Below are 16,643 nucleotides of genomic sequence, written 5' to 3'. Positions count from 1 at the left end.
TGGCAACTATCGGCATTCGGCCCCATAACCGCAAGCAGGCCAGCATTGCATAGTTGTCGGTTGCTTCGCCCGGCAAGAGGCGGCTAAAGGGACGTTCTTGATTGTTGGTTGGATGTGCCGACCGGCAGAGGCTCTCACGACAGGAGAAAGCGGGAATGGCGGTTGATGAAAAGGTGGCAATGGACAAGGTGGAAGAGCCGCGCGGGGATCTGACGACGCGCACACTCGCCATGCCGGCCGATACCAATCCTGCAGGCGATATCTTTGGCGGCTGGGTCATGTCGCAGATGGACATCGCAGGAGGGCTGGCCGCCAACCAGACCGCGAAGGGCCGTGTCGTGACAGTGGCAGTGGATGCCATGCACTTCATTCGTCCGGTCAAGGTCGGCGATGTGCTTTGCGTTTACACTGAAGTTACGAAGACCGGTCGCAGCTCCATCAATGTGCATGTGGAGGCCTGGGCCTTGCGCGCGCTCAAGCAGGAGCGCGAGAAGGTGATCCAGGCCCAGTTCACTTATGTGGCGGTGGATGCAAACGGCAAGCCGTGCCCGATTGCCGGGTAAGGGCAGGGTGCGCGCGCCGGATTGATGGTCAAAGCCGCTTGTACATGATGGTCGTGCTGCCGAGCCGGTCTTCGCAAGCATCGCGGCAGAACTCCGGAATCATGCCCACGGTGACATAGCCGAGCGAGCCGTAAAGCGGCTCCGCGGCACCGCCGGTCTGCGTGTCCAGCGTCACCAATGTTCGGCCTGCTCCGTTTGCTTCCGCCTCAAGAGCCTGCATCAAGGCGCGGGCTATTCCGCGACGGCGGAACTGCGGATGGACGAGCAGTTTGCTCACCTCTGCCCGATGGATCTGGTTGGGCGGCATGTCAATATCGAGATTGACCGTTCCGGCAAGCTGGTCGCCAAGCCATGCGGCGAGCAGCACCCGTTTGCCGGAACAAACGCCCGGCAGGATTTTCTCTCGCCAGTAGGTTTCTGCCTCGCAAGGCTCAAAAGGCATCACGAAATTGACGCTCGCGCCGGCCCTTACGCAAGAGGTCAGCAACTCGGCGAAGGCCGGAAGGTGACTTGCAAAAGCGTCGCCGGAAAGGGTCGTGATCGTCAGGTCTGATTTCAGCATCTGGTCTATGTCTCTTACACCATGAACAGCAGGTAGCGGGCGGCGCTTTCAGGCGGCGTGTGGAAGCTGCTTGAGCCGAAAAGCCGATATCGTAGACAGTCGCCGGGTCTCAGGTCGTGCGATGCGCCGTCGAGCTCCAGCTGCAAGGCCCCCTCCAGAAGCACCAGATGGTGCTCCAGCCCCGGGCGCGGGGGCGCTTCATAGAAAATGTCGGTTCCTGGTTCCAGCCGACATTCCAGCACTTCTCCGGCAAGCGCCTGAGACGGCGGAGAAAGGGAGCGGCGGAGAAAGCCGCTTTCCGCGTCTTGCCAGATTGGTTGTTTTTCATGGGGCACGAGCGGCTGGAACGTGTCTTCCGCCATCAGCATCAACCGGGACAATGTCATGCCATACGCGCTGCACAGCCGTCCCAGGATCGCGGTGGTGGAGCCGACCTCCCCTTTTTCGAGACGCGAAAGCGTCGCTCGCGATACGCCGGAGCGTTGGGCGAGTTCATCCAGCGACCAGCCGCGTTCCTGGCGCAGGGCCTTCAGGCGAGATGCGATTCGGTCGTCGAGATCTGAGCAAAAGTCCATATATGAGAAATTATCTCATATATGAGAGATTGGCAAGAAGATCCTTCAAGCGAGCTCAGTAGTGCGGCGGCTTGGTGATCGGTACTTCCGTGGCTTCTTCCAGTTCCGCGACGAGGCCGGCCAGCGCCTTGATATGGCGTTGCAGATGCTCGATGTCAGCTGCCTGTCGGGTGACGACGGTATCGAGATCCTCGATACGCTTTTCCTGATGCGCGATGTGCGTTTCCAGATCGGCGATGCGGGATTCAAGGTCGGCGGACATGAATGGCTCCTTCGCTCCAAGATTAGGTGCGAGATGTAGTTTGTTGTGGCTGGTCTGGGAAGGGGCGCGCTCTGTTGGGCTTCATCCGTCACGACGCCCCTTTCGAGCCGCCTCGGGATGACGTCGCTTTCGTGTCGCCCAAGGCCGTGGGCGGAATCAAAAAGGGCGGCCCAGAGGACCGCCCTTTCCGTATTCGACAGAGCGTCGGCTTCTTAGAAGCCCATGCCGCCCATGCCGCCCATGTCGCCACCCGGCATTGCGGCGGCTTCCTTCTTGGGCAGCTCGGCAACCATCGCCTCGGTGGTGATCAGCAGGCCAGCGACGGAAGCCGCGTCCTGGATCGCCGTGCGAACGACCTTGGTCGGGTCGATGATGCCGGTCTCGATCATGTTGACGTACTCTTCCGTCTGGGCGTTGAAGCCCATGGAGTCGTCGGACTCGAGCACCTTGGCAACCACGATCGAGCCTTCCACGCCGGCGTTTTCGGCGATCTGGCGGATCGGGGCCTCAAGCGCGCGCAGCACGATCTTGATGCCGGCCATAATGTCCGCGTTGTCGGAAGAAAGCTTCTCGACAGCGGCCTTCGCGCGCAGGAGCGCGGTGCCACCACCGGTCACGATGCCTTCCTCGACCGCGGCGCGGGTAGCGTTCAGGGCGTCATCGACGCGATCCTTGCGCTCCTTGACCTCGATCTCGGTCGAACCGCCAACGCGCAGGACGGCAACGCCGCCAGCGAGCTTGGCCAGGCGCTCCTGGAGCTTCTCGCGGTCGTAGTCGGAGGTGGTCTCTTCGATCTGAGCCTTGATCTGGGAGACGCGGCCTTCGATGTCTTCCTTGGAGCCGGCGCCATCAACGATGGTGGTGGCTTCCTTGGTGATCGTGACCTTCTCGGCGGTGCCGAGCATGTCGAGCGTGACGCTCTCAAGCTTGATGCCGAGGTCTTCGGAGATGACCGTGCCGCCGGTGAGGATCGCGATGTCCTCCAGCATGGCCTTGCGGCGGTCGCCGAAGCCCGGTGCCTTGACGGCGGCGATCTTCAGGCCGCCACGCAGCTTGTTGACGACGAGCGTGGCGAGGGCTTCGCCTTCCACGTCTTCGGCAATGATCAGCAGCGGACGCGAGGACTGCACGACCGACTCAAGGATCGGCAGCATGGCCTGCAGGTTGGAGAGCTTCTTCTCGTGCAGGAGGATGTACGGCTTCTCAAGGTCAGCCATCATCTTCTCGGCGTTGGTCACGAAGTACGGCGACAGGTAGCCGCGATCGAACTGCATGCCCTCGACGACCTCAAGCTCGGTCTCGGCGGTCTTGGCTTCCTCGACGGTGATGACACCCTCGTTGCCGACCTTCTGCATGGCCTCGGCGATCATGTCGCCGATTTCCTTCTCGCCATTGGCAGAGATGGTGCCGACCTGCGCGACTTCCGCGGAGTTGTTGATCTTCTTGGAGCGTGCGGTCAGGTCCTTGACGACCTCGGCCACGGCCAGATCGACGCCGCGCTTCAGGTCCATCGGGTTCATGCCGGCAGCAACCGACTTGGCGCCTTCCTTGACGATGGCCTGGGCCAGAACGGTCGCGGTGGTGGTGCCGTCGCCAGCCAGATCGTTGGTCTTGGAAGCGACTTCGCGCACCATCTGCGCGCCCATGTTCTCGAACTTGTCCTCAAGCTCGATTTCCTTGGCAACGGTGACGCCGTCCTTGGTGATGCGGGGCGCGCCGAAGGCCTTGTCGATGACAACGTTGCGACCCTTCGGGCCGAGCGTCACCTTGACGGCATTGGCGAGGATGTCGACGCCGCGCAGCATGCGGTCGCGCGCGTCGGCGGAAAACTTGACGTCTTTGGCACTCATCGTGTCTTGTCTCACAAATTGGATTGAAACTGGATGTCGATATCGAAGGCTGCGCCGATCAGGCGATCACGCCCATGATGTCGGTTTCCTTCATGATCAGCAGGTCTTCACCGTCGATCTTGACTTCGGTGCCGGACCACTTGCCGAACAACACGCGGTCGCCGGCCTTGACGTCGAGAGCGATCGCCTTGCCGGAATCATCACGCAGGCCCGGACCGACGGAGACGACTTCGCCTTCCTGGGGCTTTTCCTTGGCGGTGTCGGGGATGATGATGCCACCGGCCGTTTTTTCTACGGATTCAACGCGACGAACGACGACGCGATCATGCAAGGGACGAAAAGTCATTCTCTGGCTCTTTCCTCTTTAGGAGCGCCCTCCGGATTGAGCAGCGGCTCCACAGTGATGCCTTAAAGACTGAATGGGATGCAGGCTTGTTCCTGCATCTGTTAGCACTCCCTCGGAGGGAGTGCTAACAGCGATCTCCATGTATGGTGCGCTATGGCGCGTGTCAATGAGTTGAGCCATGGATTTTTTGCAGCCGTGGCGACCGCAAGTTCGAGTGTTCCCCTTGGTTAAAAGAATCTTGACGACGGCGCGCTGAAAGGCGCTCGGCGGGAGCTTTCGCATTTTGCATTCGTATTCCCCGCATGAGGCGGATTGTCTGGGGTTATTCACCAGGGAATGAAGTAATTACCAATGGTCTGAAATGGGGTGCGTTGTCTGACTAATCAAGGAAATCTCTTCAAAAATAAATATCTGGCAAAAATTGCGTAAAAATTAAATAAAAACACGAAGAAAAGATAATAAAATAAACGTACGGCGAAAAGAAAAAAGTAAAAACTCTAAAATAACTATTGTGGTGCTCTTGGGGTGAGAGAGGAATTAGGTCGGCACCTGGCGTTCGATATGAAAATCGATCGTCAATTCCTGCGAGGGATACGAAATGTTTCGCAAATTTCTGGGAGACCGGCGTGGCAATGTCGCCATGTTGTTTGGTCTTACTGCCGTCCCTGTCGTTTTTGCCGTTGGTGCAGGTGTGGACCTGGCGGAGGCCGTATCGGCGAAGCAGCGCGCCCAGATTGCTCTGGATGCCGCAGCGCTCGCAGCGAATACGAAGACATTCGGCCTGTCGGCGGACGCCATTTCCCACCGCGCCCGTGTAGCCTTCGATGCCAATTTCACCGCGCAGGAGGCCGCAGTGACGCGGTTCCAGGCCGTCTCCGACGGGGAGGGCACCGTTGAGCTCACCGCTTCTGTTTCCGTCCCGACATCCTTCGCGCCCATGATCGGGATCGATCAGTTCACGTTTGACATCGTGTCGGAGACGCGTGTGGGGGAGGCGAGCTTCGATGTCGTCATGGTGCTGGACAATTCCGGCTCCATGGGGGGCTCGAAGATCGAAACCCTGAAAGTCTCCGCCAAGGATCTGGCAGCAACGCTTCTGGACGCCAACTCCGCTGGCACCATGGCGGATCGCGTGAAGATTGGCATCGTGCCGTTCACGGCCTTCGTGAATGTGGGCGCTGACAATGCTAGTGCAAACTGGCTCGATGTGAACGGACTGTCCCCGCTCAACGCCAACAACATGGACACGAGCTCCGTTTCCCGGCTGTCTCTGTTCGACCAGATCAGTGGCGTGTCCTGGCAGGGCTGCGTGGAAGCGCGTCCTTACCCCTATGATGTCAACGACAGCCCGGCCAGCGATGCGGATCCGCAATCGCTCTTTGTGCCGCAATTTGCGCCCGACGAGCCGGATGAGGGGGGCTACTATTCGTGGGGCAACTGGCACTCCTACCGCTATTCCAACAACTGGATCGATGACGATGGCGGCAGCTGTTCCACCAGCATCAGCGACATCGGAGAGACCGGCCACAATCTGAAACAGAAGCGTGTGTGCAAGTACAACAATGCTTCTTTGAGCACGTGGGACAATGGCGTCTCCAAAGGGCCGAACTATGGTTGCAAGACGCAAGCGGTCACGCCGCTGACCACCAGCCGCTCCACTTTGGAAAACGCGGTCAACGCGATGGTGGCCGATGGCTACACCAATATTCATCAGGGGGTGGTCTGGGGCTGGCGCGCATTGTCTCCCCAGGAGCCGTTCGCGGGCGGTCGACCGACGGGCGATCCCGCCTATCCCGGTCATCGCCGCATCATGATCCTGATGACCGACGGCGCCAACACTTACGAGTGGTATGATCGCAACCCGAACACCTCCAAGTACAATGCCTATGGTTATGTGCGCGAGGGGCGAGCCGGCACAACCTCCAGCTCCTCGGTCGTGCACTCGACCATGAACGCGCGCACGGCCGAAGCCTGCGCCAATGCCAAGGAACTTGGTGACGTGGAGATCTACACCATCGCTTTCCAGGTCTCCGATCAGAACACCATTGATATGCTGAAGGATTGCGCCACGAAGGCGTCCATGGCCTACAAGTCCGAATCCAACAGCGAGTTGACCATCGCGTTCTCACAGATCGCAAAGGAAATCACTCGGCTGAGGGTGTCGCGGTAACACGAATGCCGCGGGTCGGCGGTTTCGTCGAGACCCTGCGGATTCGGGCGGACCAACGCGACAACCGGCAACGCCTGCCTTTTGCGAAAAGGGCAGGCGTTGCTGTTTCGGTCGGAGGTTCGAAAAAGGCGTGTTACTGCGCGGCTTTTACCGAGAAGGGCAGGGAGAAGGACGCGGACTTGTCGGAGTTGGCGTCTTGGAAATGGGTCACCAGCACATAGTCGCCGACATTCAGGCCATCAAAGCGGTAGCTGAGCGAGGCGGGAAATTCGCGCACCGGATTGCGGGTCTCGGCGGTCAGTCGAGCGAAATCGCTGTTGCTCGCGAGGATCTGGCCGCTGGTGTTGCGCAGTTCAAAACCGACCACCAGCGCCACGCTCACCAGTCCATCCCTGTCGCCATATCCGAATGCGATCGGCTCGGCATAGACATTGATCGCTTCACCGGGGGCAAACACCGCGTCGGCTCTTGGCGCGTAGTCACCAAAGCCGCGCGCAGGGCCGGTGGTGAAGGTTGTGGTGGTGAAAGAAAGCGGGGCCTGGGACCATGCGGTCGCGAGGGCCGCGCGCGCTTGCACCAGGTTGTCGGGCAGTTCCTGTGCGCGAACCGGCATCACCACCGCCCCGGCCAGAACGGTCGCCATGAATGCGGTTGCCGTTGCCTTACGGCGCAAAGCGATCGAATTCCTCATGATGGTACCGTCCCCGTCAAAAAGTCATCAGCATGGAGTGGCACCGCTATAGACCGCTCAGGACAAATCCTCAACACGCAACCCGCTCGACGAGAAGCGCCCCTCTGACAAGGGGCGTTTCGCAGCCGGAATGAAGGGAACGGGCAGACAGCCCATGATGGTGAGAACAATGCCTGCAAGTCAGCGCCACTATCGTCTCAACGGGAAATGCCATCTGCTTGCGAAACCGCCTCCAGCAGGCGTGTGCGCAACAGGGGCGACGGGACGGCAGAGTGCAATGCAGCCTGTGGGTCGCTCAGAAATATGGGATTTGCGGCGCGCAAGTCGCCGAGAAGTGCGCGGGCCGCTGGCCGGTCGCCACGTTCGTGCGCGACGAGAAGCCGCGCGAGATAGCTTGTCGGTCGGGTCGAGCGGGCAAGCGTTTTTGCCTCTGCTTCGGCAAGATCGGATTTTCGTGCGGCAAGGGCAGCAAAGACCGTCATTGTGGCGTACCAGTCCGGATGGTCCGGGCTGAGGCGCGCCGCGCGAACGAGCAGTTCCAATCCTCCTTCTGCCTCACCACTCATCACAAGGGCGCTGCCATGGGCGGCAAGAATGTCGGGATCATCGGGATTGAGGCTCAAGGCCCTGCGTCCGGCATCCAGCGCCTCCTCATTGCGCCCCAGATAGATCAGCACGGATTCCAGTGCCTGATACGCACGCGCGCTTTTTGGCGATAATGCCACGGCACGCTCGGCCAGCTTCAGTGCGGTCTGAAGGTCTTCGGCACGACGCGCCGGATCTGCGCCGGACCGCACGTTGTCGATATAGGCCAGGGGAAGAAGCGCGTGAACCGCAGCGGGCGCCTGCGCGTGCGCGGCAAGGCTTGCAAGGCAGGCGCGGCTGCGCGCATTGGTGTCGGGAGAAAACCGCCTCTGGGCGCTGAAGGTGCGCAGGACGCAGGCCAGTCCCTGTGCATTCTCCGTCTGACCGCCTTCTTCTGACCGCGCTTGCAAGGGCGCCTGCGACGCCACGTGGTTGAACACCACACCATAGGGTTGGGCAATGGCCGTTGCGGCGTTGCGCGCGACCCTCTCCTGAACCAGATCCGGGCTTTCGTCCGCCACCGAGGTTTCAAACAGGGATGACCACACCACCTCGTTATTCGCCTGATAGACGAGGCGAAAATTCAGCAGCAACCGTTTGCCGTCGGCAGCGATCTGGCCTTCAAGCCTGTAGTCGGCCTCCTCTGGTGTCCGCCCGGTTTCTATTTCGTCGAAGCGTGAAAGGGCACCTGTGAGTTTGTCACGCAAGGCAGCCCCCGAATAGCCCGGCGGCAAGTGGGTCGCTGCGTCCTGCGAAATCGTCGCCACGTGGATCACGGGCAAGTGGCCCTTGAAGCCCGCAATTGCGGGGTCTGTAACGCCGCTCTCGTCGATGTCTGTCGATAGAAGTGGCGACGTGGGCTGAGGATCGGGCTGCGAGGCAAAGAAATAGAGTGTAATCGCGAAGACAGACAGAACCGCACCCAACCCGTAGGCCAGTCGGCGCCGGGCCCAGCGTGTGCGGTCACCACGTTCCCTGGTGGCGTCCTGCGATGAAGGGGAGGCGGGGGCCGTTTGGACCGTGCCACGATGCGCGAAGCGGGGGACATACCCCCCCTTTGGCAGATCGATGCGGATGGGGTTGGCAGCGCCGTCCGAAACGTAATAGTCGTCCAGCAGGCGACGCAGTCGCGCGGCCTCCACCCGTACGATGGGGTCGGCGGTTGGATCGAAGGACGGATCCCGTCCCAGGGCTTCCACCGCGATGGTGTAACCTTTGATGCGCGCGCCGATCCCCTGAAGGCGGTGCTCGACGACATAGCTCAGGAACGCGCGCAATTGCGGTGAGGCGGCAAAGCCAGGACTTGCGAGTACGCGGCCGAGTTCCTCGCGCACGGCCTCATGCCCGCAGCCATCTGTCGGGTCGCCCTGGCTGTCGCTCCTGGCGCTCACTGTTTCCTCCACACGGGCACCTGTTCGGTGCATGAGGCCCCTGCCGCGCTGGAAGACGCGGCGGACGGCTCTTGTGGGCAGCAGGATAGGACAGAAATTCCGTTACGGAAAATCGCGCTTTAGACCGATGCGGGAAAACGCCTCTTACGGGAGCAGGGATCCCGCTCCTCAATCGCTCCGATAAGGCGGCTTTGCCCGCCGGATCCGTTCAGGCGGTTGCCGTTCCGACGATATCGTAACCCGCCTCTTCGATCGCAGTTGCGAACTTGTCCGCGGTCTCGCCAGAGGTCACCTCCACCTTGCCGCTGGCGAGGTCGATATTGAATTCGGCCTTGGGATCGATCTCCGACACGGCGTTGGCGACAGCCTTCTTGCAGTGTTCGCAGGACATGCCTTCCACGGTAAGAACAATCATTTTCGTCTCCGTCATTTCAGTCTTGTTTTGTAAGGTCCGAAATCTGCCCCGGCTCTTTTCCGGTAAGAAGAGCTGTACTGCCGGATCATTTTCTCCGCCGTCTTGATTACGATGAAATGGCGGGGGAGGTTGGCCGTCAAGGCGCGAAGAGAGCGCGGGCAACCGGACATGCGGTTCGGTATCTGGTGTCGAAGGCATGTTCATCCTTCCAGCCACGAGAAGGTCAAGGGCCAAAATGCGGCGCCATATTGCTTGTGGAAACAGATGATTGGGGGCCGATATCGGGTTTTCCCCCGCATTCCATGGCGCGAAAAGGTGGAGTAACGGCGATACTTAACGCGAATTTACGTTTTTCCGCTGCCGACGGCGTTGTGTCCTTGGGCTAAGGTGTCGCTTTCGGGCAGAATTGTCCGAAATTGGTATTGATTCGAGCTGCGACGGCGGTTGACGCGGACATGGCCTGGCTATCGGCGCTTTTCATTGGGGTTTGCATGGTTGTGATCGCCGGCTCGGCGAGCGCGATCCTGTATTTCCTGTTCGGCACGGGGCTGGGCGATGCGACCATCGTCGGCACGGCGATTCTGGTTGCGCTCTATCTGGTCAACATGCAGGTCGCGCGCACCCGCGACCGAAACAGCACACAACGTCAGGTCGACATGGTCAGCCGCGGCGTGGTGCAGATCAACCAGGAAGTTCAGAACCTCGAAAACCGGCTGAGCGCGGTGGAGAACGGTTTCCCGGCCCGCGCGCGTGACGAGATCGAACCGGTCTTCGTCGAGGTGGAGGTGCTGGGTACGCTGGTCAAGCAGATGGCCGAGGCGGTGGCCGATCTGGAAACGCGTGTCACCGAGATGCCGGCGCTCATGAATGCGCGCGCCGGTGGCGGCTATGTGCCCCCCCAGCCGGGCCTTGCCCCGCCACCCATGGCGCTGGCCAATGGTCACGCGTCGTCATCCTATGGACGACAAGCCTACAACACCGCAGAAGGCTGGCGCGATCCGGGCGCGGCCCTGTGGGGGGCGGGCTCTGGCAGCGAGGATCCGGCGCTGCGCGATGCCGTCAAGCGTGCCGTGGAAGCCAGTCGTATCGATCTCTATCTACAGCCGATTGTCACGTTGCCACAGCGCCAGGTGCGCTATTACGAGGCGCTGACCCGGCTTCGCACCGACGATGACGAGGTGTTGCTGCCGATCCATACGGTGCCGATTGCCGAAAGCCTCGGCGTGATGCCGACGGTCGATAACGTGATGTTGCTGCGCTCGGTGCAGGTGCTGCGCCGTTTGGCCTCGCGCAACAAGACCATGGGCCTCTTCTGCAACATCTCGCCCATGACACTGGCCGACGAGAAGTTCTTTCCCGGCTTCATGGACTACATGGACAAGAACCGGCAGCTTGCCGAATTGATCATTCTGGAGTTCACGCAGGCAGGCGTGGAAGCGATGGGCCCGCTGGAATTTGAAACCCTGTCGGCTCTGGCCGATCTGGGCTTCCGCTTCTCCATCGATCAGATCACCGACATGGGGGCGGATTTCCGCAGCCTCAGCCGTCGTGGCTTCGTCCATGCCAAGATCGAGGCAGATCGGCTTCTGGGGCGTGCGCCTGCGGTGGCTGGTGACATCCATCCGCACGACTTCGCGGACCTTCTGGTGCGCTACGGAATCGAGCTGGTGGCCGATCATATCGAGACCGAGGCCCAGGTTCTGGAGATCCTGGAGTTCGGGATCGGGTTCGGGCAGGGCTTCCTGTTCTCCCCGCCGCGCCCGGTGCGCGCAGACGTTCTTCAGGGCGGCCCTGTCCCGGCAACCACGGATCGTCGCCGCGCGGCCGTGTGAGGCCCTTTACAAGGTCATACGGCGTTTGCGGCTCCGTGGAGAGCCTGAAAGCAGGGGCGCCCTGCAGCCCGGTCATTTTATCGAAATCTGTTCTGGATCTTTGGGCCTGGTGAGCGGCTCATCCTGCGAAACGCCTCTTGGGGCGTGCCGAAGGATGGGGCGCTGATCAGGTGGGAAGTCTATTCACGTGTCCAGTTTACGTGTGCCCGTCTCGGGCAGGTCACGGGGACGATCTCGCGGGCTGCTGGTGCGGGCCCGGGTCGTGCGCTCCGTGGAGCCGTGGCTCAGGAAGCTTCCTCGTCGTCGGTCGTGGCCTTGACGGAGCTGAACAGCCCGCAGGCGCCGGCGCCAACGGAAAGAGCGATGAAGAGGGCCTCCATGAGGCTGTCGACGGAGGCGCCGAACGCGGCACCCGCGCCGAGCCCGATCCCCAATGCAACACCTTGGTTCATGACGTTCTACCTTTTCGGGTCGTGAAAAACGAGGCAGGGGGATGATCCTCAATCATGGCCGAAATGTGTTGTAAATGTGGCGAAAATGGGGTTTCAGGGCTTTGCATGGCAGACCCGCAAAAATGGTGGAACTGGCGGATTTCTGCGGTTCCGCTGCGACAATTTGGGCCTTGAGGATTGACCTGAACAATGCCTCTCCCGCGCGGGTCCGACGTCCGACCTAACGATTGCTTCATCCTAAACAAAGGGTTGAGTTTCAATTGGTGTTAGAAAAAGTCGGATCTGACTCCTGATTGCCGGGCCTGTTTTGGCTTGTACGGCCAAGCGGACCGGCCCTTTAGCCGCGTGTTTTGGGGGCCTGGAGCGGGGCGGAGGTGGACTTTCCGTCGCGTCGGGAGGAGTGCGTATGCGCATCAAAAAAAACGGGCAAGGCGGGAGTTTTCCGCCTTGCCCGTTTCGGGGCGTCTTGAGACTTTTTGCGTGAGTCTTCTGTTCCCGACCGGGAAATGCGGATCAGGATCCGGCGCGTCCGACAGTCACGATGGTCGCCTTGTCGCTGGCAAGAAGCTCGCGTGCGACGCGTTTGACGTCATCCAGCGTGACCGCTGCGATCAGATCGTTGCGCTTGTTGATGTAGTCGATCCCCAGATTTTCCATCTGGATGCCGACGAGTTGGCTGGCGATCTTGCCGGAGGTGTCGAAGCGCAGGGCATAGGAGCCGGTGAGATAGCTCTTCGCCTTGTCCAGTTCTTCCTGCGTTGGTCCGTCCTTGGCCATGCGCGCGATCTCGTCTTCCATGATCTTCAGCGTCTGACCGGCGGTTTCCGAACGCGTCGCGGTGCCCGCAAGCAGCATTCCGGTGTGGTCGAGCGGCAGGAGATAGGACCAGACCGAATAGGCAAGCCCGCGCTTCTCGCGCACTTCAAGATAGAGCCGGGAGGAGAAGGACCCGCCGCCGAGAATGTGGTTCATGATATAGGCGGGCATGAAATCGGGATCGTCCCGCTTGATGCCCGGCAGGCCCAGCCGGATCACCGTCTGGGGAACGTCCATGTCGATATTCTCTGTCAGTCCGGTGCGCGGGCTGACATCAGGAATGTCGGCAAGTTCTGCTTTTTCCGGAAGCCCACCGAAGGTCGTGTCGAGAAGCCCGGCCAGTGTTTCGGCATCGATGGCGCCGACGACCGCGATCTTCAGGTTGTCACGCGCCAGTATATGGGCATGGGCAGTCGCCAGATCATCATGGGTGATGGAAAGCAGGGTCTCCTCGGTGCCGTCTGTGCGCCGCCCGTACGGGTGGTCGGAAAAGGCGAGGGCCGACCAGGTGATGCTCGCCACCGAATTGGGATCACGGCTGTCATTGCGGATGCCTGCGATCAACCGGGTCCGCATGCGGTCGATGGCCTCCTTGTCGAAATGGGGGGCCGTGATCGCCAGACGCAGCATATCGAAAGCGTCATCGCGGTTTGCGGTGAGCGTTTTCATTTGACCGGAAAAGCTGTCGCGCCCGGCTGAAAAGCCCAGTTCGACATTCAGATCCTCCAGCCGTGTCTGGAAGGCTTGCGAATCGAGATCGCCGGCGCCCTCGTCGAGCAGCGTCGACATCAGGTTGGCGAGGCCTTCCTTGCCTTCGGGATCCTGCGCCGCCCCCCCGGTAAAGCCGAAATTGACCGAGATCAGCGGGATGGTGTGGTCTTCCACGAGCCATGCCTCGATACCGCCGGGACTGACGACACGCTGGATTTCGGTGGCGTGAACCGGCCGGACCAGAAAGGCAAAGGCCAAGAGCACGAGAAACGTCGCAAGCGTCGCGAGTGTGAAACGGCGCGCATTCTCACGCGAAGCGGCGGAGACGGCGACCGCCCGCGCGGCGGCGCGCCTGTTTGAAGAGCGATGATGGGTCATCAGGACTTGTTCCCGTCTTCGGCTGGCTTGCCCGTGAGATAGGCGGTCACGGAGCGGTTCGCGTCGAGATAGGTCTGCGCGGCCTTCTGAACGTCGTCGGCCGTGACCTTCGAGATGCGGGCGGGCCATTCCTGGACATCCGCAATGTCGCCGCCGGTGGTCAGTGTGCGCCCGAAGATGCGGGCCAGCGTGGACTGGCTGTCCTGGGCATAGATCGCATCGGCGAGAACCTTGCGCTTGGCGCGCGTCAGTTCCTCATCAGTGATGCCGTTTTCCGCGATCTCGGCGATCACCTTCTGGCTGGCCTCACGCAGGTCGTCGAGGCTTACGCCGTCGCGCGGCACACCGTAGACGGTGAACTCTGTGGGGCCGAGCTGGGCGCTGCTGTAATAGCTGCCCGCGCTCGTTGCGATCTTGTCGGTGACGACGAGCTGGCGGTAGAGACGGCTGGTCGCGCCGCCCCCCAGAATGTCGGCCAGGACATCGAGCGCTTCCGCCTCACCCGGCTTTGCGGTGGTGTAGCTGGGAACTATCCAAGCATCGCGCACACTGGGCTGCTTGACGCGCTCGTCCGATAGCTCGACGAAGCGGCGTCCGGCGAGCGGGGGTTCCGGATCGCGGGTGCGGGGGCTTGGCTCCGCGCGGCGCGCGACCTTGCCATAGGTCTCTTCGGCCAGCGCCTTCACTTCATCCGCGCTCACATCGCCCGCGATCACCAGCACTGCATTGTTGGGCGTGTAGTATTTGTCATAGAAGGCGATGGCGTCCTCGGTCGTCAGGCCTTCCATCTCCTTTTCCCAGCCGATGATGGGAATGCTGTAGCCGCTGTTATTGGCATAAAGCACCGCGTTCATCGTTTCGCTCAGGCGGGAGCCGGGATCGTTGTCCACGCGCATGGCGCGCTCTTCCAGAATAACCTTGCGCTCCGGCGCAACAACATCATCGCTGAGCACGAGGTTTTCCATCCGGTCCGCCTCAAAGGACATGACCGTCTTCAGATGCTCCTTGGCGATCCGCTGGAAATAGGCGGTGTAGTCGGAAGAGGTGAAGGCGTTTTCCGAGCCACCCAGCTCCGCGACCACGGCAGAGAACTCGCCTTCAGGGTGGGTCTTGGTGCCCTTGAACATCAGGTGTTCGAGAAAATGGGCGATACCGGACTTGCCTGGCGCCTCGTCGGCGGATCCGACCTTGTACCAGATCATCTGCGTGGCAACAGGCGCCCGGTGATCGGGGATCACGACGACCTCAAGCCCGTTATCGAGCATGAAACTCGACACATTGGCTCCGATCCGCACGTTTTCGAATGCGTCAGCGGTCGCCTTCGTCGGCTGTTCGGCGGTTGTCTTTGCGGGTTTTGGGGCAGGCGGGGCGGTCTCCGCCCGACTGGTCAGGGCGGTGCCGGCGCAAAGCGCCAGGGCCAGAGCGGATGTGTATCCTGCCCGTATCAAACGGCTTTTTATGAAAGTCACGGACTGAAGCTCCTTCGCTTGTCGCTAGCGAACTTTGGCCAAGGATATAGGCGCTTTGCGGGCAACGAGGCGAATGAATTATCGGTAAGGATACCCGCCCTGGGGTGCGCGTTGTTACGCCCGCGGCCCATGGAACAGCATCGGGAACAAGCATCCGGGCGTCTCCAATTGTCTGGAAACACATAAAAAAGGCGGGCCATTGGGCCCGCCTTGAAAACCTCTTTGTCTGCGCGGTTCAAGTGAAACTGCGCAGCTTGCCGACAGAATCAGCGCGGCTTGTCGCGCCGGGCGTCGTAACCGTCGATCGTGTCCACCATGGGCTTGTCGGCTTCCGTCTCGATCGCCTTGATGTCCGGCATGGCCGCGGTTGCGGCGGGCGTCGAATACTCCACCGGCGGTTCCACGAGATAACGGCGACGCGGGTTGCCCTGGGCATCGAACAGGCTCGCTTCCGCTTTCGGGCGGGCGATCGAATTCTGTCCCTTCATCTGATCAAGCGTCAGACGGTTATGGGAATTTTCCCAGTTGGCATCGTTCTTGTCGTAGTTGGGACCGGAAGAGGCCGGAGCCTCTCCGATGACCGTACCCTGTTTGACCTCTTCGATGCCGAGGCGCGGATTGGCCTTTTCCAGCCGCTCCTTGCCATCCGCGGCACGGCGGTCGGCTTCACGCCGGATATCGGCAAGTTCCGCATCGCGATCGCGCGGCCAGTTTTCCGGCGTGGCCGAAGCGGTCTCCGGCGCGGGCAGATCCGCATGGTCACCAGGCATGGCCAGCGGTGCGCGCGGCTCGTAGGCAATGGGCTTTTCGTCTGGATCGACAGCGCCCAGCGTCTTCATGATGCCCTTCACAAGGGCCGTATCCGGGGCATCGCCATCGGAGCCGTACATGCCCTCAGACGAGACGCAGCCGGCAAGGGCAAAGCCCAGGCTCGCGAGTACGGCGATGTGGGCGATCGAACGCGGTCGGGAACTCGGCACGACGGTTGTCCTCAGGTTTCCTGCTTGGCTTGTCGACAGGAGGGGTCGCAAATCCTCATATCGTCTGAGCGGTTAGCGGGTAATAACGCCTATTTTGCGGCGTTCGGGCCGCGATCGGTCAGCCAGTCATACAGAAGGCCGACAGCGCCTGCAACGATCCATACGTCTGCAAGATTGAAGACGTACCATGAAAACGACCCGACGTGAAAATGGACGAAATCGACGACAGCGCCGAAGACCAGCCGGTCGATGCCGTTGCCGATGGCCCCGGCAAGCAGCAGCGACAACGCGAGAAGCGTTATCTTGCGCGTGGTTCCAGCTGCCCATACCCAGATGAATACGGCCGCCACCACCGTGAAACCCGCCAGAAGCCAGCGCCCGATCTCGCTGTGCTGCTGGAACAGGCCATAGGAAATGCCACGGTTCCAAACCAGCACGAAATCGAGAAAGGGCGCAACGGTCACTGGACCGTTCGCGCCCAGGTCGAATCCGTACAGAAACCAGAGCTTGCTGGCCTGATCGAGAATGAGGCCGACAAGCGCGATCAGCGCGACCGCGCCGCTATGCCGGCCCCAAAGGGTCATCTTGCCCAACA

General features: G+C 61.0%; 16 protein-coding genes. 3 read left to right on the top strand and 13 right to left on the bottom strand.

Features of this window, described 5'->3' with window-relative positions; genetic code table 11:
- The first annotated feature begins 155 nt into the window (after positions 1-155).
- A complete protein-coding gene (locus ABGM93_RS10630) occupies positions 156-563 on the top strand; it encodes an acyl-CoA thioesterase (RefSeq protein WP_319772835.1) in 408 nt (135 codons plus the stop codon).
- A gap of 28 nt (positions 564-591) precedes the next feature.
- Here ABGM93_RS10630 and ABGM93_RS10625 read toward each other — a convergent pair whose 3' ends face one another.
- The 5 genes from ABGM93_RS10625 to groES form a co-directional block, all read right to left on the bottom strand.
- The gene (locus tag ABGM93_RS10625) at positions 592-1,125 is read right to left on the bottom strand and encodes a GNAT family N-acetyltransferase (RefSeq protein WP_321499242.1); all 534 of its coding nucleotides are present in this window, start codon (positions 1,123-1,125) and stop codon (positions 592-594) included.
- A 14-nt stretch (positions 1,126-1,139) separates the two neighbouring features.
- On the bottom strand, positions 1,140-1,700 hold the full coding sequence (locus tag ABGM93_RS10620; protein WP_321499241.1) for an XRE family transcriptional regulator: 561 nt from the start codon (positions 1,698-1,700) through the stop codon (positions 1,140-1,142).
- A 55-nt stretch (positions 1,701-1,755) separates the two neighbouring features.
- A complete protein-coding gene (locus tag ABGM93_RS10615; RefSeq protein WP_321499240.1) occupies positions 1,756-1,962 on the bottom strand; it encodes a SlyX family protein in 207 nt (68 codons plus the stop codon).
- A gap of 212 nt (positions 1,963-2,174) precedes the next feature.
- On the bottom strand, positions 2,175-3,812 hold the full coding sequence (gene groL, locus ABGM93_RS10610) for a chaperonin GroEL (RefSeq protein ID WP_321499238.1): 1,638 nt from the start codon (positions 3,810-3,812) through the stop codon (positions 2,175-2,177).
- Positions 3,813-3,870: 58 nt separating this feature from the next.
- Positions 3,871-4,158: a co-chaperone GroES gene (gene groES / locus ABGM93_RS10605; RefSeq protein ID WP_319772840.1), complete on the bottom strand. Its 288-nt coding sequence runs from the start codon at positions 4,156-4,158 to the stop codon at positions 3,871-3,873.
- A gap of 598 nt (positions 4,159-4,756) precedes the next feature.
- On the opposite strand from groES, the gene ABGM93_RS10600 reads away from it, so the two are divergent.
- Positions 4,757-6,328, top strand: coding sequence for a TadE/TadG family type IV pilus assembly protein (locus ABGM93_RS10600; protein ID WP_321499236.1), 1,572 nt, complete (start codon positions 4,757-4,759; stop codon positions 6,326-6,328).
- A gap of 133 nt (positions 6,329-6,461) precedes the next feature.
- Here the strand turns inward: ABGM93_RS10600 and ABGM93_RS10595 are convergent, their stop codons facing one another.
- From ABGM93_RS10595 to ABGM93_RS10585, 3 genes are all read right to left on the bottom strand, one after another.
- Complete coding sequence (locus ABGM93_RS10595; protein ID WP_321499234.1) at positions 6,462-7,019, bottom strand: hypothetical protein; 558 nt, start codon at positions 7,017-7,019, stop codon at positions 6,462-6,464.
- A 197-nt stretch (positions 7,020-7,216) separates the two neighbouring features.
- On the bottom strand, positions 7,217-8,995 hold the full coding sequence (locus tag ABGM93_RS10590; protein ID WP_321499232.1) for a hypothetical protein: 1,779 nt from the start codon (positions 8,993-8,995) through the stop codon (positions 7,217-7,219).
- A gap of 208 nt (positions 8,996-9,203) precedes the next feature.
- Positions 9,204-9,410 carry a cation transporter gene (locus ABGM93_RS10585; protein ID WP_321499230.1) on the bottom strand — a complete coding sequence of 69 codons (207 nt, stop codon included), beginning with the start codon at positions 9,408-9,410 and terminating at the stop codon, positions 9,204-9,206.
- A 491-nt stretch (positions 9,411-9,901) separates the two neighbouring features.
- Here ABGM93_RS10585 and ABGM93_RS10580 point away from each other — a divergent pair, with 491 nt between their 5' ends.
- Positions 9,902-11,242: an EAL domain-containing protein gene (locus ABGM93_RS10580; RefSeq protein WP_321499228.1), complete on the top strand. Its 1,341-nt coding sequence runs from the start codon at positions 9,902-9,904 to the stop codon at positions 11,240-11,242.
- Between the two features lie 284 nt (positions 11,243-11,526).
- On the opposite strand, the gene ABGM93_RS10575 is transcribed toward ABGM93_RS10580, so the two are convergent.
- The 5 genes from ABGM93_RS10575 to lspA all read right to left on the bottom strand — a co-directional run bounded on the left by ABGM93_RS10575 (position 11,527) and on the right by lspA (position 16,632).
- Positions 11,527-11,694, bottom strand: coding sequence for a hypothetical protein (locus ABGM93_RS10575; protein WP_319772846.1), 168 nt, complete (start codon positions 11,692-11,694; stop codon positions 11,527-11,529).
- A 513-nt stretch (positions 11,695-12,207) separates the two neighbouring features.
- On the bottom strand, positions 12,208-13,599 hold the full coding sequence (locus tag ABGM93_RS10570) for a pitrilysin family protein (RefSeq protein WP_321499226.1): 1,392 nt from the start codon (positions 13,597-13,599) through the stop codon (positions 12,208-12,210).
- Entirely contained in the window at positions 13,599-15,068 is a 1,470-nt protein-coding gene (locus ABGM93_RS10565) for a pitrilysin family protein (RefSeq protein WP_321499223.1), read from the bottom strand. The genes ABGM93_RS10570 and ABGM93_RS10565 overlap by 1 nt, the downstream gene beginning before the upstream one ends.
- Positions 15,069-15,334: 266 nt before the next feature.
- Positions 15,335-16,048: a hypothetical protein gene (locus ABGM93_RS10560; RefSeq protein ID WP_321499221.1), complete on the bottom strand. Its 714-nt coding sequence runs from the start codon at positions 16,046-16,048 to the stop codon at positions 15,335-15,337.
- 89 nt (positions 16,049-16,137) lie between these two features.
- Positions 16,138-16,632, bottom strand: a complete 495-nt coding sequence (gene lspA, locus ABGM93_RS10555) for a signal peptidase II (RefSeq protein ID WP_321499219.1) — start codon at positions 16,630-16,632, stop codon at positions 16,138-16,140.
- Positions 16,633-16,643: the final 11 nt, after the last annotated feature.

Origin of the sequence: Breoghania sp., assembly GCF_963674635.1 — a bacterium.
Classification (GTDB): Bacteria; Pseudomonadota; Alphaproteobacteria; order Rhizobiales; family Stappiaceae; genus Breoghania.
This window is presented reverse-complemented; position numbering and strand designations above follow the sequence as displayed.

Bases quoted from the DNA above. Each gene is read 5' to 3' on its own strand.
- ABGM93_RS10630 (WP_319772835.1), top strand. From the start codon at position 156: ATGGCGGTTGATGAAAAGGTGGCAATGGACAAGGTGGAAGAGCCGCGC.
- ABGM93_RS10625 (WP_321499242.1), bottom strand. From the start codon at position 1,125: ATGCTGAAATCAGACCTGACGATCACGACCCTTTCCGGCGACGCTTTT.
- ABGM93_RS10620 (WP_321499241.1), bottom strand. From the start codon at position 1,700: ATGGACTTTTGCTCAGATCTCGACGACCGAATCGCATCTCGCCTGAAG.
- ABGM93_RS10615 (WP_321499240.1), bottom strand. From the start codon at position 1,962: ATGTCCGCCGACCTTGAATCCCGCATCGCCGATCTGGAAACGCACATC.
- groL (WP_321499238.1), bottom strand. From the start codon at position 3,812: ATGAGTGCCAAAGACGTCAAGTTTTCCGCCGACGCGCGCGACCGCATG.
- groES (WP_319772840.1), bottom strand. From the start codon at position 4,158: ATGACTTTTCGTCCCTTGCATGATCGCGTCGTCGTTCGTCGCGTTGAA.
- ABGM93_RS10600 (WP_321499236.1), top strand. From the start codon at position 4,757: ATGTTTCGCAAATTTCTGGGAGACCGGCGTGGCAATGTCGCCATGTTG.
- ABGM93_RS10595 (WP_321499234.1), bottom strand. From the start codon at position 7,019: ATGAGGAATTCGATCGCTTTGCGCCGTAAGGCAACGGCAACCGCATTC.
- ABGM93_RS10585 (WP_321499230.1), bottom strand. From the start codon at position 9,410: ATGATTGTTCTTACCGTGGAAGGCATGTCCTGCGAACACTGCAAGAAG.
- ABGM93_RS10580 (WP_321499228.1), top strand. From the start codon at position 9,902: ATGGTTGTGATCGCCGGCTCGGCGAGCGCGATCCTGTATTTCCTGTTC.
- ABGM93_RS10575 (WP_319772846.1), bottom strand. From the start codon at position 11,694: ATGAACCAAGGTGTTGCATTGGGGATCGGGCTCGGCGCGGGTGCCGCG.
- ABGM93_RS10570 (WP_321499226.1), bottom strand. From the start codon at position 13,599: ATGACCCATCATCGCTCTTCAAACAGGCGCGCCGCCGCGCGGGCGGTC.
- lspA (WP_321499219.1), bottom strand. From the start codon at position 16,632: ATGACCCTTTGGGGCCGGCATAGCGGCGCGGTCGCGCTGATCGCGCTT.